Raw genomic sequence first — 24,423 nt, 5'->3', positions numbered from 1 at the left:
TTGCCATACAAAACACGTGCCAGGACCAGTCCGGCATGCAGGAGGAAGGCGACATGGTGGGTAGCGAAGCGACGGAAGCGCCCCCCGAGGACGGCACGAACCCGGAGGAGGGAGTTGGCGGCCGGCGCAAGCCGGTGAGCCGGATCAGCCTGTCGCTTTCCGAGGATCTGCTCTGCGAGCTCGACACCATGGTGGGGGAGCGTGGCTTCGCCAGCCGCTCACAGGCCGTGGCGACGATTCTTCACCGCTCGCTCGTGGAGCACCGCCACAAGGTCGGCGACCGGGTGATGGTGGGCACGATCACACTGTTCTACGACCATCTCGCGCCGGGCGTGCAGCAGCGTTTGGCCGATCTGCAGCGGCGCTACATCGCTGAGGTCATTTCCTCTCTCCACGTCCATCTGATGAACAACCAGACCCTGGAAGTGGTGCTGGTGCAGGGGCCGGCGGCGACGCTGCAGACCATCGCCGACACGATGATCACCGAGCGCGGCGTCATCTCCGGGCGGCTGGAACTCGCGGCGGCGCTGATTCCGCCGATCCATCCGTTCCAGGGAGAGAAGGCCCCCTGACGAGGGGCCTCAGCTCTGCCAGACCCGGGGCATCGGCGCGCCACGGTAGCCCACCAGGATACGGGCGGCCGTCGCCCGCAGGGCATCGGGGTCGGCGCTCAAGAAACGGGCAACGAGGTGCCCGTTCCAGGCACTTGCCGCCACATCCACCCCTGTCGGTCCCAGACTGTCGAGATGGGCACGAAGCGGCTCCAGGCGGGATTCCGCGTCTGCCGAAACATCGAGCAGAGTCGCCATGGCGCGGGCGCCGCCGCCGAAAGCCGTCCGCTCCAGAAGGGCGGTGATCGGCCCGTCGAAGGCGACGGAATCCGCGTAGGTCAGACGCCCCGCGCGGCGGATGCGCCAGGCATCCCGGAACAGGCCCGTTTCCATACGCTCATGGCGCGCCGTTCGCCCGAAGACCACCGCCTCGAAAGCGAGCAACCGGGCATCGGGCGCAAGGTCCACTTCGAACCGTCGCTCCAGCCGCGCGCGGTCGAACAGGATCGTCTCCTGCGGCAGCCAGTCGAGACCCGCGCCCTCGGCCAGGGTCGCGGTCGTCGTCACGCGGCTCGAGAGACCGTCGGACTTGTAGATCTTCTCGGCGGCCGTCGTCGTGAGCACGAGATGCGCGCCGTCATCGACCGTCGCCTCGACCCGGAAACCGTCGCCGCAGGCGATGCCGCCGGCCGTGTTGAGCAGCACCGCCTCGCAGACACCCTCGCCATGGCGCGGCAGGCGCAGGCGCAACGGCCCGGCCTCCGAGAGATCGGCGATATGCGTGCCCGCCCCGTGGCGGACGACGCGCACGGCGACGCGCCCCTCCGAGCGCTGGCGCACCGGAACAATAGCGTGTGGGACGGTGTCGAGGCTCGGGAGGTCGGCCAATGGAAGGGGGTCCCGCGCGGAACCCTCAGGCCGGCCCTGTAGCGACGCGACGCGCGGGATCGACGCCCCATTCGGACCAGGACCCGTCGTACAGCGCACGAGGCGGGTGGCCCAGCGTCTCCAGGGCGAGCGAGACGATAGCCGCCGTGACGCCTGAACCGCAGGTGGTGATGACCGGCTTTGCCGGATCGACCCCGGCCTCGGCGAAGACCGCGCGCAGGGAATCGGCGTCCTTCAGCCGGCCGTCCGCCTGGAGCGCGGAATAATGGACGTTGCGGGCGCCCGGCATGTGCCCGGGGCGCACGCCGGGGCGCGGCTCGGCCTCCTCGCCACGGAAGCGCGGGGCGGAACGGGCATCCACCACCTGCGCCGAACCGCCCTCCAGGGCGCGGGCGACATCGCCGGCATCGGCCACGGCGCCATGGTCCAATCGCGCCGAGAAATGGCGCCGGTCGCGCCGGGGGGCGTCGCCATCCTCGGTCTTGCCGCCGGAGGCGAGCCAGGCCGGGAAACCGCCTTCCAAGATCTGGACGTCGCGCACGCCGAAGGTGCGCAGCATCCACCAGACCCGGGGTGCGGAGAACAGACCCATTCCGTCATAGACGATGATGTGCATGCCGTCGCCGATGCCGAGTTCGCGCATGCGCGAGGAGAAGGCCTCCGGGCGGGGCAGCATGTGCGGCAGCGGCGACGTCTCGTCACTCATGGCATCGATATCGAAGCGGATCGCGCCGGGTATGTGCGCGGCCTGGTACTCGGCTTCGGCGTTCCTGCCTTGGGCGGGGAGATACCATGACGCATCCAACACGATAATGCCCGGCGCGCCGAGACGCTCCTTGAGCCAGTCGGTCGTGACGAAGTGCGAAGGCGTCATGTTTTCTCGGTCCGTGATGAGGGTCAGCGCCACTCAACCACATCCACCCCCGGCTTGCACAGTCGGTGCGTTGAGGCGAAAGCTCACCGCATGACGAGCCGCAGCCACGAACCCCTTCCGGAGCGGACACCATCGTGAGTCCCCGCGAGACGTTTCACATCGAGATTCTCGGCTCCGAGTACGAGGGAGAGGATCGCGTGCGCCAGCGCCTGTCGATCCGCGCGAGCGGGCCCGAGAGCGCCACCGAGCGCGCGCTCCTGCTGTTCGCACGGGCACGGGCACCGCAGCGCTCGGGCGGACCGGCCGAGGCGGTACGGATCATCGACGGGGCGGGGACGGAAGTCTTCCACCGCACGCGTTTCGACGAGACCGCCTGACCATGCGCGTCTTCGCGGGCCTCGTTCTGATGCTTCTGTTCGCGGGCCTGTTCGTACGGAGCTACACGTTGCCGCCCGCACCGGACCGGCGCGGCGGCACCACCATCGCCCTGGCCTGGCCGAATCGTGCCCTGTTCGGCAGCCCACGCGGCGATTGCGTCGGCGGCCCGGAAGACGAGACGGTCATCGCCTGCCTGATCGGCTCCGTGTCCCGGTTCCGGGCCGAGACGATCCCCCTCGTCCAGCTCCCGTTCTGCGGCACCTGCTACGGCCTGTCCCAGACCCTCGCCTCCCTTGGCCGTGACGAGAAAGCGGTCCAGGCCAAGCTCGCCCAGATGGCGCGTTTCGGCTGGTAAGGCCGCACGTCCAGGCGCTCAGCGTATGGCTGAAGGCCGAGATTGACTTCGCAGGCGCGAAAGCGCATATCGCAGTTGCAGCGTCAGCGGCCGTGACAGGTTCGCTTGAGAGGGCTGCGTGACGGATCGCCGATTGCGCGTCAGCGCGACCCAAGCGACCTGAGCCCCTCTCTTCAAACGTGCATGCACCCGGATCGCCCCATCACGCGGGCGACCTCCAGCTCAACGGACCAGTCCCTTCGATAAGACGGCCATCCTATCCGATGGCGTCCGGCCGGTCCCGCTGCCTGAAAGTCTACCCTTGACCCAATTTACCGATTTCGGCCTCGCTCAGCCCGTGCTGCGCGCCCTGGATGAGGCCGGCTACAAGACTCCGACCCCGATCCAGGCTCAGGCCCTACGCCCCGCCATGGAAGGCCGCGACCTCTGCGGCATCGCCCAGACCGGCACCGGCAAGACTGCGGCCTTCGCGCTGCCGATCCTGCACCGCCTCGCCCAGAACCCGCGCAAGGCCATCCGCCGCGGCTGCCGCGTGCTGGTGCTCTCGCCCACCCGCGAACTCGCCAACCAGATCGCCGAGAGCTTCTCGGATTACGGCAAGCACCTGTCCTTCACCAACACCGTGGTGTTCGGCGGCGTCACCATCTCCCGCCAGGAGAAGGCGCTCGCCAACGGCGTCGACATCCTCGTCGCCACGCCGGGCCGCCTCATGGATCTCATCGAGCGTCGCTCGCTGACCCTCGAAGCCGTCGAGATCCTCGTCCTCGACGAGGCCGACCAGATGCTCGACCTCGGCTTCATCCACGCCCTCAAGCGCATCGTGAAGATGCTGCCGAAGGAGCGCCAGAGCCTGTTCTTCTCGGCGACCATGCCGAAGAACATCGCCGGCCTCGCCGACCAGTACCTGCGTGACCCGGTCCAGGTGGCCGTGACTCCTGTGGCGACGACGGCCGAGCGTGTGACGCAGGAGGTCATCTTCGCCCATACCGGCGCGAAGCAGGCCCTGCTGAACCACATTCTGCGCGACCCCGCCATCGAGCGGGTCCTGGTCTTCACCCGCACCAAGCACGGCGCAGACCGGGTCGTGCGCGGCCTGGAGAAGGTCGGGATCAACGCCTCGGCCATTCACGGCAACAAGTCCCAGCCGCAGCGCGAGCGTGCTCTCGCGGCGTTCAAGGACGGGTCGTGCCGCGTCCTGGTGGCCACCGACATCGCCGCCCGCGGCATCGACGTCGAGGCCGTGAGCCACGTCATCAACTACGACCTCCCCAACGTGCCCGAGAGCTACGTCCACCGCATTGGCCGCACCGCGCGCGCCGGTGCGAACGGGCTCGCCATCTCGTTCTGCAACGACGAGGAGAAGGCCTACCTTCGGGATATCGAGCGCACCACGCGCCAGAAGATCCCCGTCGGCGCCTTCCCCGAGGGCTTCAACCCGCCGACCCGACAGGAAGCGGCCGAGGCCGCGCAGGCCGAGGAGCGTCGTCCGGCGCCCCAGGGCCAGCGTCCCGGCCAGCGCCAGGGTCAGCGCCCCGGCGGCGGACGCCCCGGCTTCGGCGGTCGTCCCGGTGGCGGTCGCGGCGGCGAGAGCCGTGGCGGCCAGCCCGGCGGTCCGGCCCGTTCCGGCCGTCCGCAGGAAGGCCGCGGCGATCGTCCGGCGGAAGGGCAGGGCCGTGGCCCCCGTCCCGACCAGCGCGGCGACACCCGCGCTCCGCGCCAGGGTGAACGCCCGCGCAGCAGCGGCGGCGGCGGCAATGCCGCCGGCGAAGGTCGCGCCATCGGCTGGCTCGACCGCTTCCCGCGTTCCTGATCCGAATCGATCCCAGACGGTCGAGTTCGCTCGACACGACGCCGCCCCGGATCGTCCGGGGCGGCGTTTTCGTTTGAGCCCAAGGCCGGGACGGATATTGCTTACGGACGATCCCGCGCCATCTCAGCCTCTGGCGGGCATCTCCGCGAGGGAGGCATGGGCATGCGTTTCGAGCTGTACCGGGATTCGAGTGGCGACTGGCGCTGGCGCCTCCGAGTCACGAACGGGAACGTCATCGCCGATTCGGCCGAAGGCTATGCCCGCAGGGAAGATTGCGAGCATGGCATCACCCTCGTGAAGGGTTCGGCCGATGCCAGCATCGTCGACATGACGTTGAAGATCGCCTGACCCGTCCACGCGAAGTCACCGACGCGGAGACCCCGCCCGCGAAGGCCGTTCCCGGGAAGGCTGCCGTTAAGCTTGCCGACGGAGGGCATGAAACGGTTTGCCGATTCTGTGCGTTCGGCTGACGGCCAAGCATGCATTCCTTCGCATGCCGTCGTATCATCACCGTCGTTCGATCACTCGAGGAGTCATGAACGTGTTGAGAAAACTCCTTCTGGCCGCCTTGCTGGCCCTGGGCTTCGCCGCCCTGGCCCCCCAGGGTGCCTCGGCCGCGCCCATCGGCCCAGTCTCGGCCCTTCAGAGCGAGGCCGCACCGGCCGTCGCCGAGAAGGCGCAGTACTACTATCGCCGGCCGTATTACCGTCGCCCGTTCTACGGTCGTCCTTACTACGCCCGTCCGTATTACCGTCGGCCGTACTTCGCGCCGCGTCCGTTCTACCGCCGCCCGTTTTACGGCCCGCGCCGGTTCTACGGCCCGCGTCGCTTCTACTACTAAGTCGGTCACGCCGGTCGGTTTCGAGGCCCGGTCGTCCCATTCGGGACGGCCGGGCTTTTTCTTGACCTGATGCCCCTTGTCGGCCGATGCAGGAGGCCAAGCGACGTCTCGGACGAACGAAGGCGTCGCAACGAGGATGGGTGGAGACCGGAATGGGCGAGACCAGCGACCCGCGCGGCGACCTCACGGTGCGCACCATCGCCATGCCGGCCGACACCAACGCCAATGGCGACATCTTCGGCGGCTGGGTGATGTCGCAGATGGACCAGGCAGGCGGGATTGCCGGCGTCGACCAGGCCCAAGGCCGCGTGGTCACGGTGGCGGTCGACGCGATGACCTTCATTCGTCCGGTACGGGTGGGCGATGTGCTCTGCGTCTACACCCGAGTAGAGAGTGTCGGCCGCACGTCCATGAAGATCCAGGTCGAAGCCTGGGCGCGCCGCTTCCGCACCAAGCTGCGCGAGAAGGTGACCGAGGCGACCTTCACCTTCGTCGCCATCGACGATGACGGGCGCCCACGTCGGCTTCCCAAACCGGAGCCGGAACAGGGAATGTGAGCCCTGAACCGGCCCTAGGGTTCAGCTCGCGGCTCAGACGTTCGGCGGTGCCACACGCTGGCGCAGGCCGGTGATCACCGCCTTCAGGATATCCGAATCGAGGTGATCGCCCGTGACCGAGCGAACGGTTTCGATCCGGTCGTGGATGAAGGCGAGTTTGGCGATGACAGCCGGTGTCAGCTTGAAGGGATAGAGCGCCGGCTGCCCCATGCTGCGGCTCAAGGAATTCACCGCATAGGTCAGCGGCAACCAGGCCGAGATCAGGCGATCGAGGTCTGGCGACTGATACGGATCGAAGTCGATCACGACGGGGTCCGGCGCGCCGTTGCGCAGGCGAGGCCGCACGTGCAGTTCGAACGTGCTCGCCGTCTCCACCGTGTCGACGATGTGGAGGTAATGCGCCCAGGTCTCGGCGAAATCCTCCCATGGGTGGCTGGTGGCATAGGCGCTGACGTAGGATTCCTGCCAGTCCGCCGGCGCGCCTTGGGCGTAGTAACGCTGCAGGGCCATGCCGTAGCTGGCACGCTCGTCGCCGAACAGGTCACGGAACGACCAGATGCTCTGATCGTAGCGGATCAGGACGTTCCAGAAATAATGCCCGATCTCGTGGCGGAAATGGCCGAGGAGCGTGCGGTAATACTCCCCGAACAGCATCCTGCGCCGTTCGCGCTCGACATCGTCCGCCTCGGCGATATTCAGGGTGATGAGGCCGCTGCGATGCCCGGTGAGCACGGGAGGGCCGACGCTGTAACTCTCGGCGGGGTCGACGAGGAAGTCGAAGGCCAGACCGGTGGCGGGGTTCTCGTCCCGTGTCATCAGGGGCAGGTCGAGGCGAAGCAGCGAGTAGAACAACCGGTGCTTGGCGGCCTCGATCTGGCGCCAGCGCGTCAGATTCCAGGCAAGGGCCAGGTCCGGCACCACCCTGTTGTGCCGACAGCAAGTACAGTACCGGTCTGGACTGTCATCGGGCAGCAGCCAATTGCAGGCGCTGAACTCGGCATTTGCACAGAAGCGGTACTTCCGGCCCGGATCGGCATAGGCGTGCCAGACCGTCCCGGAGGGCTCCAGGGCGGAAATCTCGTGGGTGCCGCAGACATAGCCGAGCCGCCGCTGACAGCTCTCGCATTCCGTACTCTCGAAACTCGCCGGCTGGTTGCAAGCCTGGCACTGAAAGATCTTCATGGGCCGGCCGGGCCCGCACTATGGGCGCCGGCATATGCGTGAGGGAACGCTTCGCGGCGAAGCCCCGCGTCACGATGCACGGAATTTGCTTTCTGCTCGACGGCGGGCAGCGTCGCCATGCCGTCTGTCTGAACTGCCAGGGCCAATCTGCTCACGTGATGAACGTCGTCACCTCCCATCGCCCGGTAGGGCAACGCCGCTGTAGACTAGCACCGATTTCGGCTGCCGTCGGCGGCGATCACAGCCTATGGTCATTCGGCCTCAAAACGCCGATGACAACCGTGGGGCGCTTCGGTGATGCGCTCCGGTTTCCCGCCACCGCCGCGCGTCCGCCGCGCGCCCGGTCTCACGTCCGAACCAGCGGGAGTCCCCGTGTCCATTAAAGCCGCTCTGCACCACGTCACTCACTACAAGTACGATCGGCCGATCCAGCTCGGACCGCAGGTGATCCGCCTGCGCCCCGCGCCGCATACGCGCTCGACCGTGCCGGCCTATTCCCTCAAGATCCTGCCGGAGAACCACTTCATCAACTGGCAGCAGGACCCGAACGGGAACTGGCTCGCCCGTCTGGTCTTCCCCGAGCGGACCACCGAATTGAAGATCGAGGTCGATTTGACCGCCGAGATGGCGGTCATCAACCCGTTCGATTTCTTCGTCGAGGATTACGCCCAGACCCGCCCCTTCGCTTACGAGAGCGACCTGACCGCGGAGCTGAAGCCTTATCTCGTCACCGACGACGCGGTGGGCCCCGAGATCGACGCCCTGCTCGAGCGGCTGCCCGAACAGCCCAACACCGTGCTCTTCCTCGTGGCCCTCAACGCCATGATCGCCTCCGAGATCACCTACGGCGTCCGCATGGAGCCCGGTGTCCAGACACCGTCCGAGACGCTGACGCTCAAGAGCGGCTCCTGCCGCGATTCCGCTTGGCTCCTGGTCCAGGTGCTGCGCCGCATCGGCCTCGCCGCGCGCTTCGTCTCCGGCTACCTGATCCAGCTCGTTCCCGACACCACCGCCGTCGACGGGCCGGCTGGCACCAGCACGGACTTCACCGATCTCCATGCCTGGGCCGAGGTCTACCTGCCGGGTGCCGGCTGGATCGGCCTCGACGCCACGTCGGGCCTGCTCTGCGGCGAGGGCCATATCCCCCTTGCCGCCACCCCGCATTATCAATCCGCCGCGCCGATTTCCGGCCTCGCCGAACCCGCCGAGGTGGAGTTCGGCTTCGAGATGACGGTGACTCGCGTGGCGGAAGCCCCGCGCATCACGAAGCCCTTCTCCGAGGAGGTCTGGGCCAAGATGGATGCGCTGGGCGAGCGGATCGACCTCGATCTCGCCGAACAGGACGTGCGCCTGACCATGGGCGGCGAGCCGACCTTCGTCTCCATCGACGATTTCGAATCGGCGGAGTGGAACGCCGCCGCCGTGGGGCCGACCAAGCGCGGCCTCGCCGACAAGCTGATCCGGCGCCTGCGCACCCGCTTCGGACCGGGCGGCATGCTGCATTACGGCCAGGGCAAATGGTATCCGGGCGAGAGCCTGCCGCGCTGGGCCTTCGCCCTGTACTGGCGCCGAGACGGCAAGCCGATCTGGAGCAATCCCGACCTCGTCGCCAAGGAGGACGGCCCGCGTGACGCCACCTCCAGCAAGGCGAAGGCGCTGATCGACGGCGTCGCCAAGCGCCTCGGCCTCGAAACCTACGTGTTCCCCGCTTTCGAAGACCCGATCTACTGGGAGGAGAAGCGGGAGGAGTTGCCGATCAACGTCACCACCTCCGACGCCAAGTTTCCGAACCCGGAGACCAATGCCCGTATCGCGCGGGTGTTCGAGCGCGGCCTCGGCGAGGCCGCCGGCTATGCTCTTCCCCTGGCGAGCCTGCCCATGGGTAAGGACGATCCCGACGACCGTCGCTGGATCTCTGAGCCCTGGGAATTCCGCCGTACCCACGCCTTCCTGACACCGGGCGATTCGCCGGTCGGATATCGGCTGCCCCTGAGTTCGCTGCCCTTCGTGCCGCCGGAGCATTACCCCTACTACCAGCCCCAGGACCCGCTGGAGGAGCGCGGCGCGCTCCCCGAGGGTCATCCCGGGACGAAGACCGAGAACGGATCGGGCGTCACCGGCGTCGCCGTGCGCACGGCGCTCGCGGTCGAGCCCCGGGATGGGGTGCTGCGGGTGTTCATGCCGCCGCTGCAGCGGGTGGACGAGTATCTCGAACTCATCGGGCATCTCGAGGCCGTCGCCGCCGAGCTGAAGCAGCCCCTGCATATCGAGGGCTACGAGCCGCCGTTCGATCCGCGCCTCAACGTCATCAAGGTCACCCCCGATCCGGGCGTGATCGAGGTCAACGTCCACCCCGCCACCTCGTGGCGCGAGGCCGTCACCATCACGAGCGAGCTCTACGAGGATGCCCGCCAGATCCGCCTCGGCGCGCAGAAATTCATGACCGACGGCCGCCATACCGGCACCGGCGGCGGCAACCACGTGGTGCTGGGCGGCGCCACCCCGGCGGATTCGCCGTTCCTGCGCCGGCCGGACCTGCTGAAGAGCCTCGTGCTCTACTGGCAGCGCCACCCCTCGCTCTCCTACCTCTTTGCCGGGCTCTATATCGGCCCGACGAGCCAGGCGCCGCGCATGGACGAGGCGCGGCACGACGGCCTCTACGAGCTCGAGATCGCCCTGGCGCAGGTGCCCAAACCCGACGAGCCCAACATCCCGCGCTGGCTCGTGGACCGGATCTTCCGCAACATCCTCGTGGACGTCACCGGAAACACCCACCGCTCCGAGATCTGCATCGACAAACTCTACTCGCCGGACGGCCCTACCGGCCGCCTCGGCCTGCTGGAGTTCCGCTCCTTCGAGATGCCGCCGGACCCGCGCATGAGTCTGGCCCAGCAACTCCTGCTGCGGGCCATCGTCGCCTGGGCCTGGCGCGAACCGCAGGAAGGCGGCTGTGTCCGTTGGGGCACGGGCCTGCACGATCGCTTCATGCTGCCCCACTTCCTCTGGACGGACTTCCTCGGCGTGCTGGAAGACCTCCGCCAAGCCGGCTACGACTTCGATCCGGCGGCGTTCCAGGCGCAGTACGAGTTCCGCTTCCCGGTCTTCGGGACGGTGGAGCAGGGCGGCGTCAAGCTGGAACTGCGGCAGGCATTGGAGCCCTGGCACGTGCTGGGCGAAGAGGGGGCGATCGGTGGAACGGTGCGGTACGTGGACAGCTCGGTGGAGCGTCTGCAGGTCAAGGTCGAGGGCTTCGTCCCCGGCCGCCACATCATCAGCTGCAACGGCCGGCGCCTTCCGATGACGAGCACCGGCACGGTGGGCGAAGCGGTGGCGGGCCTGCGCTTTAAGGCGTGGCAGCCGGCCTCCTCGATGCATCCGACGATCCCCGCGCATTCGCCCCTCACCATCGACATCCTCGATGCGTGGAGCGGACGCTCGATCGGCGGCTGCCGCTACCATGTCAGCCATCCCGGCGGCCGCAACTACGAGACCTTCCCGGTGAACACCTACGAGGCCGAGGGTCGGCGTCTCGCGCGCTTCCAGGCCCATGGCCACACGCCCGGCAAGGTCGAGATGCCGGTCGAGGAGATCAGCCGCGAGTTCCCGCTCACGCTCGACCTCAGGACACCTGCGCCCAGATGACGAATATGGCCGAGGCGCAAGCCGGAGGACGGGCGAAGCGTCTTGCGCGCTGGACCTCGGACTACCAGCCTCGGCCCGGTATCCCGGACGAGTTCGTGGGGGCGGGAGGCGCGCATCTCGGTGCCTGGCCCCGCCTGCTCGACCGGCTCGGGACCCTGAGCGGAACCGAGATCACCACCCGCTTCGCCTCGGCGGAGCGGCATATCCGCGATACCGGGATCTCCTACCGGATCTACGGCGACCAGCGCGAACATGCCTGGCCACTGAGTTCCCTCCCACTCGTGATCGAGAGCGCCGAATGGCGCGCCCTCAGCACCGGCATCGTCCAGCGCGCGGAGCTGATGGAAACCATCATCTCCGACATCTACGGCCCCGGCCGGATGGTGTCGGAGGGCGTGCTGCCGGCGGCCCTCGTGGCCGGCAGCCCGGAATTCCTGCGACCGCTCTCAGGGGTGAAGCCGCCCGGCGGGCGCTGGCTCAAACTCTACGCCGCCGATATCGGCCGGGGGCCGGACGGGCGCTGGCGTGTCCTCGCCGACAGGACGCAGGCTCCCTCCGGTCCCGGCTACGCGCTGGAGAACCGGATGGTGCTCACCCGCGCCTTCCCGGACCTCTATGCCGACCTCCATGTCGAGCGCCTCGCCCCGTTCTTCCAGGCGTTTCGCGACGGGCTGGTCATGGGGGCGCAGCGGAGCGACCCGCGCATCGGACTCCTCACCTCCGGGCCGTTGAGCTCCACCTATGTCGAGCAGGCGGCGCTCGCGCGCTATCTCGGTTTGCTGCTGGTGGAGGGTGACGACCTCGTGATGCAGGACGGCGCGCTCCACGTGCGCACCGTCTCCGGGCTGAAACGCACCGACGTGCTGTGGCGGCGCATCGATTCCGACTATATCGACCCGCTCGAACTGAACCCGGCCTCGCGCCTCGGCATCTCCGGGGTGCTGGAGGCTCTGCGCAACGGCAGTCTCGTCGTCGGCAACATGCCGGGGTCCGGCATCCTCGAATCGGGTGCGCTCGGCGCCTACCTGCCGCGCATCGCCCGCTACTTCCTCGGCACCGATCTCCACCTCGAAGGGCTGAAGAGTTGGTGGTGCGGCGATCCCGACGCGCTCGCCCATGTCCGCGACAACCTCGAACACCTCAACCTTCGCCCAGTGGCGACGCCGACCAAGGGGATGGGTCGCGACGCCATCCTCGGACCGCACGCGATCGTCGCCGAGCGCGAGCGCGTGGTGGCGGCCCTGCGCGACAGGCCCTTCGACTACATCGCCCAGGAACAGGCTCCGCTTTCGACCATGCCGGGCTGGGAGCGTCGAGAGGACGGGATGCGCCTCGTGCCCCGTCCCTTCGTCCTGCGGGTCTTCGCGGCGGCGACGCCGGACGGTTGGCGCGTGATGCCGGGCGGCTTCTGCCGCATCTCGGAGCGGCCCGACGTGAACCCGATCGAGATGCGGGCCGGGATCAAATCGGCGGATGTCTGGGTCCTCTCGGACCGTCCGGTCGAACCGGTTTCGCTGATGCATCCGGGCGCGCCCAGGGTTCGCCGCATCGCCGGGCACCTGCCGTCTCGCGCGGCAGACAACCTGTTCTGGTTCGGCCGCTACGTCGAGCGGGCAGAGGCTGTGATCCGCCTCGTCATCGCCCATCTCGGCAGCGTCGGGAACGCGGTGATCGCCGACATGGCGGGCGACGAGACGGCGCCGACGGCCCTGCGGATCCGCGCCCTGCTCGACGAATGGGGCGCCATCGAAGCGCCCGACCTGCCGACGGCCAAGCTCGCGCAAGAAGCCCTGAGCGGACGCCAGACTTACGGCTCGGCCCTCTCGCACAGCGTGTCCGCACGCCATAACGCGGCCTCCCTGCGCGAAAGGCTCTCCAGCGAGGCATGGCGCGTGCTCGCCGACCTGAAGGATCTCCTGGAACTCGACGAGGCAAAGGAACTGGCTGAAGCCGAGCTCCTCGGCCTGGCGGAGCGTGCCCTCAGCCACATCGCCGCCCTGGCCGGTCTCGCCCAGGAGAACATGAACCGGACCGCCGGCTGGCACTTCGTCGATCTCGGACGCCGGATCGAGCGGGCGATCAACACCTGCTCCTTCGCCGCCAGTTTCGCAGGGGACGAGGCGACGGCCGAGGATCTCGGGGTCATGCTGTCCCTGTGCGACTCGCACGTCTCGTTCGGCGCGCGCTACATGCAGGGCGTGGCGATCGACCCGGTACGCGACATGGTGCTCCTCGACCCGTTCAACCCGCGCTCCGTCGCGTTCCAGGTGGAAGCGATCTGCCGGCATCTTGCCGACCTGCCGGTGTTGCGCGTCGACGGCCTGCCGGAGACGCACCAGCGCCTCGCTCTCAAGCTGGCCGCCGAATTCACCACCGGCGAAGCATCGGAACTCGACGGCGCCGCCCTGACGCGCCTGGAGAACGCCTTCGAGGGCCTCGCCGACGCGATCGTCACCCGCTACTTCCCCAACGGCCCGCACGCCATGCGTCCGGAGAAGCTCGTGGGGCTCGCGTGATCTATACGCTGCGCCACCTCACCACCTACCGCTACGGCAAGCCCGTCCGTTACGCCCGCTGCTCCCTGCGGCTTCAGCCGCGGGACGGGGAGGGGCAGAGCGTGCTGTCCAGTGAGTTGACCATTTCGCCGGCTCCGCAAACCCGCACGGTGCGGCGCGACTATTTCGGCCTCGACGTGGTGACCTTCCTGATCGACACGCCGCATAACGAGTTGCGGGTCGAAGCCCTGTCGCGGGTCAAGGTGGAGCGTCCGCCGCTGCCGCCGTCCGAATCCGGCATGGCATGGGAATCGGTGCGCGACACGGCGATTTCCGGTCGGTCGATGGCGCCCGACGCCCCCGTGCATTTCGTGTTCCCGAGCGTCAGGGTTCCCCTCGACCCGGACGTGACCGACTATGCTCGGGCGAGTTTCACACCCGGTCGTAGCGCATATGGCGGAGCCGTCGACCTGATGCGGCGCATGCGTGCCGACTTCAAATTCGACGCGAAGGCCACAACCGTTCACACGCCCCTCGCCAAGGCTTTCGCCCTCAAGGCGGGGGTGTGCCAGGATTTCGCGCATATCATGATCGCCGGCCTGCGCGGGCTCGGCCTGCCGGCGGCCTATGTCAGCGGCTACATCCGCACGATCCCCCCCGCCGGCCGGCCGCGCCTGCGCGGCGCCGATGCCAGCCATGCCTGGGTCTCGGTCTGGTGCGGGGATGGCTGGATCGGCCTCGATCCCACCAACAATATCGGCGCCTGCGACGACCACATCGTGGTGGCGCGGGGCCGCGACTACACCGACGTCTCGCCCATCGACGGCATCGTCTCCTCTTCCGGCCCGCAGAAGCTCAAGGTCGAGGTGGACGTGATCCCGGACGGCGAAGCGATGCCGGAATCGGCGGGCGAGCCTGAAACCGAAACGGCCTGATTTCGAGCGTCGTCCTACGCGATCCCCTGGTGCGGCAGCGAAGCGAGCGCCTCGACGGAGGCCGCCGGGGAACGCCGAGCGTCGAGGCGTCCAGGGGACGCCGAGCGTCATGGAGGCCTCGACGGTCCCTTAGGATGAGGTCGCGAGACGGAATGGGTTCCGTCGGTTCCTACGCCGGGGTCCGGTTCTCGACGATCGTCGTCTCGATGATCGTGTCCGGCTCGTAGAGCCAGCGCGCCATGGCCCCGGCCATCACGGCACCGAGCACCGGTGCCAGCCAGAACAGCCAGAGCTGGCCCATCGCCTCGCCCCCCGCGAACAGGGCCGGACCGGTGCTGCGCGCAGGATTGACGGAGGTGTTGGTGATCGGGATCGAGATGAGGTGGATCAGCACCAGGGCAAAGCCGATGGGAATACCGGCAAATCCGGTGGCGGCGCCCTTCGATGTCGTCCCGATGATTATGAACAGGAAGAAGAAGGTCGCGAGAACCTCCACGAGGAAGCAGGAGAGCAATCCATACTTGCCTGGGCTGAGGTCGCCGTAGCCGTTCGAGGCGAAGCCGTTAGGCATCCATCCGGCCTTGCCGGAGGCGATGAGGTAGAGCACGCCGGCGCCGAACACGGCCCCGACGATCTGCGCGACGATGTAGGGAATCACATGATGGTCGGCGCAACGCCCGGCGGACCATAGGCCGACGGTGACGGCGGGATTGAAATGGCCACCCGAGATATGGCCCACGGCGTAGGCCATCGTCAGGACCGTGAGTCCGAAGGCGAAGGCCACCCCGAGAAATCCGATCCCCAATTCGGGATAGGCCGCGGAAAAGACGGCTGCGCCGCAGCCACCGAATGTCAGCCAGAATGTTCCAAAAAACTCAGCGGTCGCTCGCCGGATCGTATCATGCGTCATGACAATCTCCGCCCAAATGCAAAGGGACGGCAATCCGGTATTCACGACCGAAGAATCGACCCGATAATCAATATTCGCACGGATAGACTAGTTTTCATCCAGAAACTTCGCAATCACCAATTCGGTGCTACCGAGACCATCACCCGGTGTTGTCTCGCCTCCGCATCCGGAAACCCGGCGCGGCCCCATTCCTCTCGTATGCTGGATGACTTGCCGGCTCGGAGCACGTCCGCGTGACTCATGGACTTGCCCTGTCGACCTCGCTATGGGCGGCGACGGTCGGCGGAATGACCGATGGGGAGGCTGGAACGTGGTCGAGACAAATGTGGTCGACACCCATGCCGCCGCGCGAGAGGCGATTTTCGCCTTCATCGTTGGCCGCAACCCCGGCCTCGCGCCAGGGGCCATCACGGGCGAGACGTCCCTCGTCACCAGCGATGCCCTCGATTCCATCGGCGTGCTCGATCTGATGATGGAGCTCGGCGACCGGTTCGGCTTCGAGATCGAGGACGACGCGTTCGAACTCACGCATTTCGAAAGCATCGACGCGCTGGCCGCCTTCGTCGACGCCAAGCGGGCTGAGGCGCAGCGTTAGGATATGTCGGCGCCCGCACTGCTGCACGACCTCCTCGACGGATCGGCATGTGCGCCCGAGCGGATCGCCATCGTCGCCGGCACCGAACGGCTGAGCTATGGCGGGATGCGGGCCGGGGTGGATGATCTCGCAGTACGTTTGAGGAGCCAGGGCGCGGAGCCCGGCGACCGCATCGCGATCCTGCTTCCGAAATCCTTTGCCGAATCCACGGCGATCTTCGCCATCAGCCGGATCGGGGCGGTGTTCGTGCCGATCCATCCGAGCCTGCGCCCGCGTCAGGTGGCGCATATCCTAGCCGATTGCGGTGCGCGGCTCCTCATCACCGACGCGACCTTGCTCTCGGCCCTCGATCTGCCCCCCTCGAACGTTCCACCCTCAACGGGGGAGGGAGGGGTTCCCGAATTCCCGATCATCGTCCGGCTGCAACCGGAATCCGTGACATCGCCGCCGCCCGGCCTCGCCGCGATCCTCTACACGTCCGGCTCCACCGGTCTGCCGAAGGGCGTGATGCTCAGCCATGCCAATCTCCTGGCCGGCACCCGGATCGTGCGCACTTACCTGGCGATCACGGCGGACGACCGCATCCTCTCCGTCCTGCCGTTCTCGTTCGATTACGGCCTCAACCAGTTGCTCACGAGCGTCGAGCAGGGCGCGTGCCTCGTCCTGCTGGAATTCCGCTTCGGAGACGAGGTGGTGGGTGCGCTGGAACGGCATCGGATCACGTTGCTCGCCGGCGTCCCCACCCTCTGGACCCTGCTGACCCGCGCGGCGCCGAGACTGGGAAAGGCCGATCTTTCGAGCCTGCGGTTGATCACCAATTCCGGCGGAGCGGTGCCGCTGGAGACGGTTTCGAGGCTGCGCAAGGCGCTGCCGCAGACCGGGATCGTACTCATGTACGGCCTCACCGAGGCTTTCCGCTCCACCTTCCTTCCCCCGGAGGAATTGGAGATGCGGCCGGGCTCCATGGGCCGCGCCATCCCGGAGACCGAGATCTTCGCGGTGACGGCGGAGGGAGAGCGGAGCCGGCCCCAAGAGCCCGGTATCCTGCACCATCGCGGGCCCACCGTGTCCCTCGGCTACTGGAACCGGCCCGAGGACACCGCCAGGGTGCTCGTGCCTGACCCGCGCTTTCCAGAGGACGGTACCCTCGTCTGCCGCTCGGGCGACCTCGTCGTGGAAGACGAGGACGGTTACTTTCGCTTCCTCGGCCGCGAAGATGCGATGATCAAGAGCGCCGGGTTCCGCGTCAGCCCCACCGAAGTCGAGGAGGCGCTGATGGAAACCGGGGCCTTCCGGGCCGTGGCGGTCATCGGCCTGCCGGATGCCGCGCTCGGTCAACGCATCCATGCGGTGGCGGTGCCGACGGAGGGCGGCCCTGCCCAAGCCGAGGTGCTGCAGGACGTGCGGCGGAGCCTTCCCCCGCACATGGTCCCGCGTGCCGTCGAGAGCGTCCCGGCCCTGCCGACGACGCCGAACGGTAAGGTCGATTACAAGCGCCTCGTGGCGGAACGGACGAGCTATGTCTGACACGGCCGGCGATAGCCTCGCGGATCGCCTCGTGGCGGCACATTTCCCCCGGTCTGACGGTGTGCTCCGGGTGGGCGGGCTCGACCTGCGCGACCTCGCCGAGGCTCACGGTACGCCACTCTTCATCTACGATGCCGACCTTCTGAGACGGGCCTATCGCGACCTCGCCGATGCGGTCTCGGGCTTCGCCGTGGTGGATTATTCGGTGAAGGCCAATCCGGCACCCGAGGTGATCCGGGTTTTCCGCGACGAGGGATCGGGGGCGGAGATCGCCTCCGGCGCGGAATTCGCCGCGTCCTGGGCGGCCGGCGTCGAACCTCGACACATCCTGTTCGCCGGGCCGGGTAAGAGCGATTTCGACATCGAGGCCACCGTCGCCGGTGGGATCGGCGAGATCCATCTGGAGAACATCGAGGAGATGCGGCGCGTGGCCGAGGCCGCCGGACGCCACGGCGTCGTTCAGCGCGTGGCGATCCGGATCAATCCGGGGCCCGACGCGCAGGGGGGCGCCATGCGGATGGGCGGCAAACCCTCGCCCTTCGGCTTCGACGAGGAGGAACTGGATGCGATCGTCAATGCGGTGGAGGCCGAGCCGCGCCTGCACCTGTCCGGCATCCACCTCTTTGCCGGGACGCAAGGGCTCGTCGCCGCGACGCTCCTGTCGCAATGGGCCTACGGTCTGTCGCTGGCGGCGCGGGTCGCGGACCGGATCGCGCGTCCGCTGGAGACGATCGACCTCGGCGGCGGCCTCGGCATCCCCTATTTCTCCACCGACACGCAGCTCGACCTCGCCGCCATCCGGGACGGCATGCCGCCGCTGATCGCCCGTGTGAAGTCAGATCCCCGCCTCAGGGAGGCGCGGATCGTGCTCGAACCCGGACGGTTCCTCGCCGGGCCGGCCGGGCTCTACGTGGCGCGGGTGCGGGCCGTGAAGGTCTCGCGGGGCAGCCGCTTCGTCATCACCGATGGGGGCATGCACCATCATCTCGCCGCCTCCGGCAATCTCGGACAGGTGGTCAAGCGCGATTATCCCGTCACCGTCGTGGTGGACCGGGGCGGGCCACGCTCGCCCTGCGCCGTCGTCGGCCCGCTCTGCACGCCCCTAGACATGCTCGCCCGCGCCACAGCGCTGCCGGACCTCGCGGCAGGAGACCTCATCGCCGTGCTGCAATCGGGGGCCTACGGCCTGACGGCGAGCCCCACGGGCTTTCTCAGCCACCCGCGCCCGGTGGAGCTCCTCGTGGATGGCGGCGCGGCACGGGAGATCGGCGGAGCACTGAGGACGGACTGACGCTCCCGTCCTCCGTACGGATGAGATCGTTTCAGACTGAGGGGGTTTGGCAAGAGAACGGAAACCCTCACAGCCTTAACGTCCCCTCGCGAAAGCTACGTGACGGTCGGAGGCTCGTCGTGGGGCATCCGACTTCGGGAGCTGTGTGGGGCGCTCGTCGCCCCGATGACGTTCGAATGCGGTGCGGGAGGTAGCCCGGTTGAAAGGCGGCGGCACGATCAGGCGGAAAGCCACCAAGCTCGAGTTCCTCGAGCACATCGCCGCCAGCACGCACACGGGAAGGAGCGATTTCCCCACGGTCATGACGAGCGACGAATACGCCCGCGACCACGTGCTGATGATCTGCGAATCCCTGCAACTCGGCCTGACCCGCCTGTATCGCGACCGGGATGGATACGGCTACGAGGTGCGCATCACCCGCGCCGGCCGGCTCCTGGCAAAGGGCGACATCGAAGCGGCAGCGGCCGTCCTCGATTCCAACACCAGCGTCATGCGCCTCGCCGGCGAACCACCTGAGGGCGCGCTCGGCACCCTGCTGGCGCCAGGCAGCAAAGGGATCTCGCTGTTCGGGATCGCGGCCCGGCAATACGCGCCCGAAATGATACGGGGCGTCGCAACCGGGCATCTTTCCGTCTCGGACGGCATCATCCAGGCATCCAAGGAGACCGCGACCGGACCCAGCTGGGGCGGGTGGCGCGAGATCGGCGGGAGCGCCCGGCCTTTGCGCGAAGGGGAAACGACCTCGGTCCTGCCGTCGAGCCGCTCGACGCGCCATGTCTTCGCGCGAAAACCGTAGCGTTCCGTTCGACCACGGGGCGAAGGCCGGCACCTCTCCGTGACGTGCCAGCCCTTTGAGCTTCGACCCCTTCAGGCCTTGCGCTCCGTGAAGTCGCGGAAAGCCTCCAGCGTCTCGGCGCTCACGTGATGCTCGATTCCTTCGGCATCGCGCCGCGCGGTCTCGGCGCTGACGCCGAGGGCACAGAGAAAATGCTCGACGATCCGATGGCGCTCGCGGCTCTGGACCGCGAGCATGCGCCCGCTCTCGGTGAGGAACACGCCGCGATAGGGGCGCTGCTGGACGAGGCCGTCCTCGGCCAGGCGTTTCAGCATCTTGGCGACGGTGGGCTGGGCGACGCCGAGGCGTGCGGCGATATCGACCTGCCGCGCCTCGCCGCCATCACCGATGAGATCGGCGATCAACTCCACGTAATCTTCGACGAGTTCGAGGCGGCGCGCCTCGCGTGCCTGCCGGAAGCTCTCCACATGGACGTCCGGATCGACCAGAGGGGCGTCGGGCATGGATCGCGACGAATCCTGCATGATGCCGGGCACCCCTTGCTTCATCGGTGTCACGGACACGGACCATTCCGTTCCCGAGCCGTGTTTAGCCAAGGCCGGCCCCCGAGGGGAGCCCTAAACCGGGCCGTGACGCCCCTGCGCGCAGATGAGCGACGAATTCCCGGGCGAAAACTGGTAGCGCTTCGAGGGATCGCAGGCAGATGGTGAGGTCGCGCGCCGCCCATGGGTCAAGGAGCGGCACGATATCGAGGCCCATGGAGCGCGCGGCGCGCCGGGCGGTGGTTTCGGGGACGATCCCGAGCCCGACGCCGCATTCCACCAGCCGGCACACCGCATCGAAGCCGCGCAGCTGGACCCGCAGCCGCATGAGCGGCCGCCCGGTGCGCATGGCCTTGTCGGCGAGGAAGCGGGTGATGGCGCTCGCCCGATCGAGGCCGACGAGGTCGTAATCCAGCACATCGGCGAACAGCACGCCGTCCCGCTCCCCCAGCGGATGGCCGGAGGGCAGCACCGCCACGAACCTGTCCTGGCGGAACGGGTGGGTCTCCAGGGTGCCGGTATCCACCGTGCCGGAGACGATGCCGAGATCGGCGGCTCCCTCCGCCACGAGACCGACGATCTCGTCCGACGTCCGCTCGACGATATCGACGCTCACGCCGGTATGGAGGGCGAGATAGGCGCTCAGGGCTTCCGGCAGGAATTCGGTCAGCGCGTGGGTGTTCGACAGAACCTTGATCTGGCCGATCGCGCCGCCGGCATAGGCGGCGAGATCACCCTGCATCCGGTCGACCCCCTCCAGAAGACCGCGCGCATGAGCGAGCAGCGCGCGGCCCGCCGGGGTGAGAAGCACGCCCTGGCGGCTCCGGCTGAGGAGTGCCGCCCCGAGGGAAACCTCCATCGCCCGTATCCGGCTCGACGCGGCGGCGAGCGCCAGGTTCGCCCGGGCCGCCCCATGCGTGATCGACCCCGCCTCGGCCACGTGGCGAAACAGGCCGAGATCGACGAGGTCGAAACGCATCATCGGGCAAACCCGGCGAAAGGAGGCCACATTGGAAACACATCCTTAACCCTGTGACGCGATGCTCGAAACATGGTGGTTCGTCGTCGCGTCCGTTCCGTTCTCATGCCGCTCGGCCTCTACGCCGTGTCCGCGCTCGTGGTCGGATATTTCGTTCATCAGGCCGAGAGCGGCAATCGCGGCTTGGAGGCCAAGCGCGCGCTCAAGATCCAGGCCTATGGGTTGAAGCAGGAGCTCACGGCCGCCAAGGCGGACCGGGCGATCTGGGAACACCGGGTGGCCCTCCTGCGCAGCGACCAGATCGACCGCGATCTCCTCGAGGAACGTGCCCGCATCGTGCTGGGGCGCGTCCACGCGAACGATGTCGTCATCATCAACCCATGATCGTGTTTGTCCCGTCGCATTCCGCCTGACAACTCCGACGATCTGTCGACTGGACGGCCTCGCTTTCCGGAAAACCCTGTCCTAGAAACGGTTCAGAATAGCCGTTCACGGGAGGAAAGCCGATGGATGCCGCCAACGAAGCGGGGCAGGCGAAAGCCGATTCGGCCAAAGGTTCGGCTCAGTTGGGTACGGGGGCCAGCAATGCTCCGGAGCACGCCCCCGCGCCGAACACACCACAATTCACGCGGGAAGAAGACCTTCACGCCTATCACGAAATGCTGCTGATCCGGCGCTTCGAGGAAAAGGCGGGCCAGCTCTACGGCATGGGCCTGATCGGTGGGTTCTGCCACCTCTATATCGGCCAGGAAGCCGTCGTGATCGGCATGCAGATGGCCTCGGTCGAAGGCGACCAGACCATCACCGGATACCGCGACCACGGCCACATGCTCGCCTGCGGCATGGACCCGAAGGGCGTGATGGCCGAGCTGACCGGCCGCCGCGGCGGGTATTCCCGCGGCAAGGGCGGCTCGATGCACATGTTCTCCAAGGAGAAGCAGTTCTTCGGTGGCCACGGCATCGTCGGCGCCCAGGTCTCCCTCGGAACCGGCCTCGGTTTCGCCGACGCCTACAGGAAGAACGGCAAAGTCAGCCTGACCTATATGGGCGACGGCGCCGCCAACCAGGGCCAGGTCTACGAGAGCTTCAACATGGCCCAGCTCTGGAAGCTGCCCGTGGTCTACGTGATCGAGAACAACCGCTATGCCATGGGCACGTCGGTGGCACGCGCCTCGGCGCAGACCGATTTCTCCAGGCGCGGCATCTCCTTCGGCATCCCCGGCGAGCAGGTGGACGGCATGGACGTCCGCACCGTCCGTGAGGCGGCGAGCCGGGCGGTGGAGCATGCCCGCTCCGGCCAGGGACCCTACATCCTCGAGATGCAGACCTACCGCTATCGCGGCCACTCGATGTCCGATCCGGCGAAGTACCGGACCAAGGACGAAGTCTCCAAGATGCGCGACGAGCACGACCCGATCGAGATGGTGCGCAAGCGCCTGATCGAGATGCACGGGGTGCCGGAAGCGGACCTCAAGGCCACGGACGCCAAGGTCCGCGAGACCGTCAACGACGCGGCCGAGTTCGCCACGCACGATCCCGAGCCGGATCCGTCCGAACTCTGGACCGACATCCTGCTGGAAGCCCGCGCTTAAGGCCGACCTCGCGACGCTCCCCCCACCTGGGACATCTCCCGTGCCATGACGGCACGGGGAGAGCCGCAGCGAGGGACCGAGAAGCCGCTGCTTCCTCTCCAGAAGGCCGCCCGCCAACCTACGGATAAAAAACCTCATGGCGACCGACATCCTGATGCCCGCGCTGTCTCCGACGATGGAGGAAGGCAAGCTCGCCAAGTGGCTGAAGAAGGAGGGCGACGCGGTCAAATCCGGCGATGTCCTCGCCGAGATCGAGACCGACAAGGCCACGATGGAAGTCGAGGCCATCGACGAAGGCGTCCTCGCCAAGATCCTCATCGAGGAAGGCACCGAGGGCGTGAAGGTGAACACGCCGATCGCCATCATCGCCGGCGAAGGCGAGGACGTGGCCGCGGCGGCGGCGGGCGGCGGTTCGAAGCCGGAGGCTTCGACCCCGGCACAATCGGCCCCGACGCCGACGATGCAGGCCGAGGGCCAGGCCTCGGCACCGGCCGCCACGGAGAAATCGGGCGACGACAAGCCGAACGCTCCCGCCGCCCCGGCCGTCATCACCAACAAGGCCCCCGCGCCGGTGATGGAGGAATTCCCGGCCGGCACCGAAATGGTCACCATGACCGTGCGCGAGTCGCTCCGCGACGCCATGGCCGAGGAGATGCGCCGCGAGGATTCGGTCTTCGTGATGGGCGAGGAAGTCGCCGAGTACCAGGGCGCCTACAAGGTGACCCAGGGCCTGCTGCAGGAATTCGGCGCCCGCCGGGTGGTCGACACGCCGATCACCGAGCACGGATTCGCCGGCATCGCGGCCGGTGCCGCCTTCACCGGCCTGCGGCCCATCGTCGAGTTCATGACCTTCAACTTCGCCATGCAGGCGATCGACCACATCATCAACTCGGCGGCCAAGACCCTCTACATGTCCGGCGGCCAGCTCGGCTGTCCCATCGTGTTCCGTGGTCCCAACGGCGCTGCCGCCCGCGTCGGCGCCCAGCACAGCCACGATTACTCCGCCTGGTACTCCAACGTGCCCGGCCTCAAGGTGATCGCGCCCTATACGGCCTCCGACGCCAAGGGCCTGCTCAAGGCCGCGATCCGCGACCCGAACCCGGTGATCTTCCTCGAGAACGAAATCCTCTACGGCCAGAGCTTCCCGGTGCCAAAGCTCGACGATTTCGTGCTCCCCATCGGCAAGGCGCGCATCCACCGCACCGGCAAGGACGTGACCATCGTCTCCTTCTCCATCGGCATGACCTACGCGCTGAAGGCGGCGCAGGCTTTGGCCGAAGAGGGGATCGACGCGGAGGTCATCGACCTGCGTACGCTCCGCCCGATGGATACCGACACGATCGTGGAATCGGTGAAGAAGACCGGCCGCTGCGTCACCGTCGAGGAGGGCTTCCCGCAATCGGGCATCGGCGCGGAGATCATCGCCCGCCTGATGGCCGATGCCTTCGACTTCCTCGACGCCCCGGTCCTGCGGGTCACCGGCAAGGATGTCCCGATGCCCTACGCCGCCAACCTCGAGAAACTCGCCTTGCCCAACGTCGCCGAAGTGATCCAGGCGGTGAAGGCGGTCTGCTATCGCTGAGCCTACCGCGCCAACTTCCCTCCCCCTTGTGGGGAGGGATCGAGGGTGGGGGTGCTTCCGCCAGCCTCCGCACGTCGAGGGTCGCCCAACCACCCCCACCT

The 24,423-nt window shown here is 67.7% G+C and carries 23 protein-coding genes; 17 read left to right on the top strand and 6 right to left on the bottom strand.

Going from position 1 to position 24,423, the window contains the following annotated elements; all coding sequences use genetic code 11:
• Window positions 1-35 precede the first annotated feature (35 nt).
• Complete coding sequence (gene nikR, locus ASF32_RS21600; protein WP_244483691.1) at window positions 36-572, top strand: nickel-responsive transcriptional regulator NikR; 537 nt, start codon at window positions 36-38, stop codon at window positions 570-572.
• A gap of 9 nt (window positions 573-581) precedes the next feature.
• On the opposite strand, the gene ASF32_RS21595 is transcribed toward nikR, so the two are convergent.
• On the bottom strand, window positions 582-1,439 hold the full coding sequence (locus ASF32_RS21595) for an urease accessory protein UreD (protein WP_056433441.1): 858 nt from the start codon (window positions 1,437-1,439) through the stop codon (window positions 582-584).
• Window positions 1,440-1,464: 25 nt separating this feature from the next.
• The gene (sseA, locus tag ASF32_RS21590; protein WP_056433748.1) at window positions 1,465-2,313 is read right to left on the bottom strand and encodes a 3-mercaptopyruvate sulfurtransferase; all 849 of its coding nucleotides are present in this window, start codon (window positions 2,311-2,313) and stop codon (window positions 1,465-1,467) included.
• 134 nt (window positions 2,314-2,447) lie between these two features.
• Here sseA and ASF32_RS21585 point away from each other — a divergent pair, with 134 nt between their 5' ends.
• The 6 genes from ASF32_RS21585 (at window position 2,448) to yciA (ending at window position 6,254) form a co-directional block, all read left to right on the top strand.
• On the top strand, window positions 2,448-2,690 hold the full coding sequence (locus ASF32_RS21585; protein ID WP_056433438.1) for a hypothetical protein: 243 nt from the start codon (window positions 2,448-2,450) through the stop codon (window positions 2,688-2,690).
• A gap of 2 nt (window positions 2,691-2,692) precedes the next feature.
• Window positions 2,693-3,046, top strand: coding sequence for a hypothetical protein (locus ASF32_RS21580; RefSeq protein WP_056433435.1), 354 nt, complete (start codon window positions 2,693-2,695; stop codon window positions 3,044-3,046).
• A gap of 301 nt (window positions 3,047-3,347) precedes the next feature.
• Entirely contained in the window at window positions 3,348-4,856 is a 1,509-nt protein-coding gene (locus ASF32_RS21575; RefSeq protein WP_056433432.1) for a DEAD/DEAH box helicase, read from the top strand.
• A 162-nt stretch (window positions 4,857-5,018) separates the two neighbouring features.
• Window positions 5,019-5,204: a DUF1508 domain-containing protein gene (locus ASF32_RS21570; RefSeq protein ID WP_056433746.1), complete on the top strand. Its 186-nt coding sequence runs from the start codon at window positions 5,019-5,021 to the stop codon at window positions 5,202-5,204.
• Between the two features lie 193 nt (window positions 5,205-5,397).
• On the top strand, window positions 5,398-5,697 hold the full coding sequence (locus ASF32_RS21565) for a hypothetical protein (RefSeq protein WP_056433743.1): 300 nt from the start codon (window positions 5,398-5,400) through the stop codon (window positions 5,695-5,697).
• A 152-nt stretch (window positions 5,698-5,849) separates the two neighbouring features.
• Complete coding sequence (gene yciA / locus ASF32_RS21560; protein ID WP_056433429.1) at window positions 5,850-6,254, top strand: acyl-CoA thioester hydrolase YciA; 405 nt, start codon at window positions 5,850-5,852, stop codon at window positions 6,252-6,254.
• 33 nt (window positions 6,255-6,287) lie between these two features.
• Here the strand turns inward: yciA and ASF32_RS21555 are convergent, their stop codons facing one another.
• Window positions 6,288-7,436: a putative zinc-binding peptidase gene (locus tag ASF32_RS21555; RefSeq protein ID WP_056433426.1), complete on the bottom strand. Its 1,149-nt coding sequence runs from the start codon at window positions 7,434-7,436 to the stop codon at window positions 6,288-6,290.
• Between the two features lie 372 nt (window positions 7,437-7,808).
• On the opposite strand from ASF32_RS21555, the gene ASF32_RS21550 reads away from it, so the two are divergent.
• The 3 genes from ASF32_RS21550 to ASF32_RS21540 are packed head-to-tail and all read left to right on the top strand — an operon-like array spanning window position 7,809 to window position 14,508.
• A complete protein-coding gene (locus ASF32_RS21550) occupies window positions 7,809-11,078 on the top strand; it encodes a transglutaminase family protein (RefSeq protein WP_156467926.1) in 3,270 nt (1,089 codons plus the stop codon).
• Complete coding sequence (locus ASF32_RS21545) at window positions 11,075-13,594, top strand: circularly permuted type 2 ATP-grasp protein (RefSeq protein ID WP_056433420.1); 2,520 nt, start codon at window positions 11,075-11,077, stop codon at window positions 13,592-13,594. The genes ASF32_RS21550 and ASF32_RS21545 overlap by 4 nt, the downstream gene beginning before the upstream one ends.
• On the top strand, window positions 13,591-14,508 hold the full coding sequence (locus ASF32_RS21540) for a transglutaminase family protein (protein ID WP_056433417.1): 918 nt from the start codon (window positions 13,591-13,593) through the stop codon (window positions 14,506-14,508). The genes ASF32_RS21545 and ASF32_RS21540 overlap by 4 nt, the downstream gene beginning before the upstream one ends.
• Before the next feature lie 169 nt (window positions 14,509-14,677).
• Here ASF32_RS21540 and aqpZ read toward each other — a convergent pair whose 3' ends face one another.
• The gene (gene aqpZ / locus ASF32_RS21535; RefSeq protein WP_056433414.1) at window positions 14,678-15,418 is read right to left on the bottom strand and encodes an aquaporin Z; all 741 of its coding nucleotides are present in this window, start codon (window positions 15,416-15,418) and stop codon (window positions 14,678-14,680) included.
• Between the two features lie 310 nt (window positions 15,419-15,728).
• On the opposite strand from aqpZ, the gene ASF32_RS21530 reads away from it, so the two are divergent.
• The 4 genes from ASF32_RS21530 to ASF32_RS21515 all read left to right on the top strand — a co-directional run bounded on the left by ASF32_RS21530 (window position 15,729) and on the right by ASF32_RS21515 (window position 19,627).
• Window positions 15,729-16,013: an acyl carrier protein gene (locus ASF32_RS21530; protein ID WP_244477963.1), complete on the top strand. Its 285-nt coding sequence runs from the start codon at window positions 15,729-15,731 to the stop codon at window positions 16,011-16,013.
• 3 nt (window positions 16,014-16,016) lie between these two features.
• Window positions 16,017-17,540, top strand: coding sequence for an AMP-binding protein (locus tag ASF32_RS21525; RefSeq protein WP_056433412.1), 1,524 nt, complete (start codon window positions 16,017-16,019; stop codon window positions 17,538-17,540).
• Window positions 17,533-18,831, top strand: a complete 1,299-nt coding sequence (locus ASF32_RS21520) for a type III PLP-dependent enzyme (protein WP_056433410.1) — start codon at window positions 17,533-17,535, stop codon at window positions 18,829-18,831. The genes ASF32_RS21525 and ASF32_RS21520 overlap by 8 nt, the downstream gene beginning before the upstream one ends.
• 181 nt (window positions 18,832-19,012) lie before the next feature.
• Complete coding sequence (locus tag ASF32_RS21515) at window positions 19,013-19,627, top strand: hypothetical protein (RefSeq protein ID WP_156467925.1); 615 nt, start codon at window positions 19,013-19,015, stop codon at window positions 19,625-19,627.
• Between the two features lie 71 nt (window positions 19,628-19,698).
• Here ASF32_RS21515 and mntR read toward each other — a convergent pair whose 3' ends face one another.
• Both mntR and ASF32_RS21505 read right to left on the bottom strand, forming a co-directional pair.
• A complete protein-coding gene (gene mntR, locus ASF32_RS21510; RefSeq protein WP_244477964.1) occupies window positions 19,699-20,130 on the bottom strand; it encodes a manganese-binding transcriptional regulator MntR in 432 nt (143 codons plus the stop codon).
• An 85-nt stretch (window positions 20,131-20,215) separates the two neighbouring features.
• Window positions 20,216-21,151, bottom strand: a complete 936-nt coding sequence (locus ASF32_RS21505; protein WP_200919218.1) for a LysR substrate-binding domain-containing protein — start codon at window positions 21,149-21,151, stop codon at window positions 20,216-20,218.
• Window positions 21,152-21,220: 69 nt separating this feature from the next.
• On the opposite strand from ASF32_RS21505, the gene ASF32_RS21500 reads away from it, so the two are divergent.
• The 3 genes from ASF32_RS21500 (at window position 21,221) to ASF32_RS21490 (ending at window position 24,322) form a co-directional block, all read left to right on the top strand.
• Entirely contained in the window at window positions 21,221-21,532 is a 312-nt protein-coding gene (locus tag ASF32_RS21500; protein WP_056433401.1) for a septum formation initiator family protein, read from the top strand.
• Window positions 21,533-21,654: 122 nt separating this feature from the next.
• The gene (gene pdhA / locus ASF32_RS21495) at window positions 21,655-22,740 is read left to right on the top strand and encodes a pyruvate dehydrogenase (acetyl-transferring) E1 component subunit alpha (protein ID WP_056433397.1); all 1,086 of its coding nucleotides are present in this window, start codon (window positions 21,655-21,657) and stop codon (window positions 22,738-22,740) included.
• Between the two features lie 136 nt (window positions 22,741-22,876).
• The gene (locus ASF32_RS21490; RefSeq protein WP_056433394.1) at window positions 22,877-24,322 is read left to right on the top strand and encodes a pyruvate dehydrogenase complex E1 component subunit beta; all 1,446 of its coding nucleotides are present in this window, start codon (window positions 22,877-22,879) and stop codon (window positions 24,320-24,322) included.
• The last annotated feature ends 101 nt before the right edge of the window (window positions 24,323-24,423 follow it).

It is taken from the genome of Methylobacterium sp. Leaf91 (assembly GCF_001422815.1).
Classification (GTDB): domain Bacteria; phylum Pseudomonadota; class Alphaproteobacteria; order Rhizobiales; family Beijerinckiaceae; genus Methylobacterium.
This window is presented reverse-complemented; position numbering and strand designations above follow the sequence as displayed.

Bases quoted from the DNA above. Each gene is read 5' to 3' on its own strand.
- nikR (WP_244483691.1), top strand. From the start codon at position 36: ATGCAGGAGGAAGGCGACATGGTGGGTAGCGAAGCGACGGAAGCGCCC.
- sseA (WP_056433748.1), bottom strand. From the start codon at position 2,313: ATGACGCCTTCGCACTTCGTCACGACCGACTGGCTCAAGGAGCGTCTC.
- ASF32_RS21580 (WP_056433435.1), top strand. From the start codon at position 2,693: ATGCGCGTCTTCGCGGGCCTCGTTCTGATGCTTCTGTTCGCGGGCCTG.
- ASF32_RS21570 (WP_056433746.1), top strand. From the start codon at position 5,019: ATGCGTTTCGAGCTGTACCGGGATTCGAGTGGCGACTGGCGCTGGCGC.
- yciA (WP_056433429.1), top strand. From the start codon at position 5,850: ATGGGCGAGACCAGCGACCCGCGCGGCGACCTCACGGTGCGCACCATC.
- ASF32_RS21555 (WP_056433426.1), bottom strand. From the start codon at position 7,436: ATGAAGATCTTTCAGTGCCAGGCTTGCAACCAGCCGGCGAGTTTCGAG.
- ASF32_RS21545 (WP_056433420.1), top strand. From the start codon at position 11,075: ATGACGAATATGGCCGAGGCGCAAGCCGGAGGACGGGCGAAGCGTCTT.
- aqpZ (WP_056433414.1), bottom strand. From the start codon at position 15,418: ATGACGCATGATACGATCCGGCGAGCGACCGCTGAGTTTTTTGGAACA.
- ASF32_RS21525 (WP_056433412.1), top strand. From the start codon at position 16,017: ATGTCGGCGCCCGCACTGCTGCACGACCTCCTCGACGGATCGGCATGT.
- ASF32_RS21520 (WP_056433410.1), top strand. From the start codon at position 17,533: ATGTCTGACACGGCCGGCGATAGCCTCGCGGATCGCCTCGTGGCGGCA.
- mntR (WP_244477964.1), bottom strand. From the start codon at position 20,130: ATGCCCGACGCCCCTCTGGTCGATCCGGACGTCCATGTGGAGAGCTTC.
- ASF32_RS21505 (WP_200919218.1), bottom strand. From the start codon at position 21,151: ATGATGCGTTTCGACCTCGTCGATCTCGGCCTGTTTCGCCACGTGGCC.
- ASF32_RS21500 (WP_056433401.1), top strand. From the start codon at position 21,221: ATGGTGGTTCGTCGTCGCGTCCGTTCCGTTCTCATGCCGCTCGGCCTC.
- pdhA (WP_056433397.1), top strand. From the start codon at position 21,655: ATGGATGCCGCCAACGAAGCGGGGCAGGCGAAAGCCGATTCGGCCAAA.
- ASF32_RS21490 (WP_056433394.1), top strand. From the start codon at position 22,877: ATGGCGACCGACATCCTGATGCCCGCGCTGTCTCCGACGATGGAGGAA.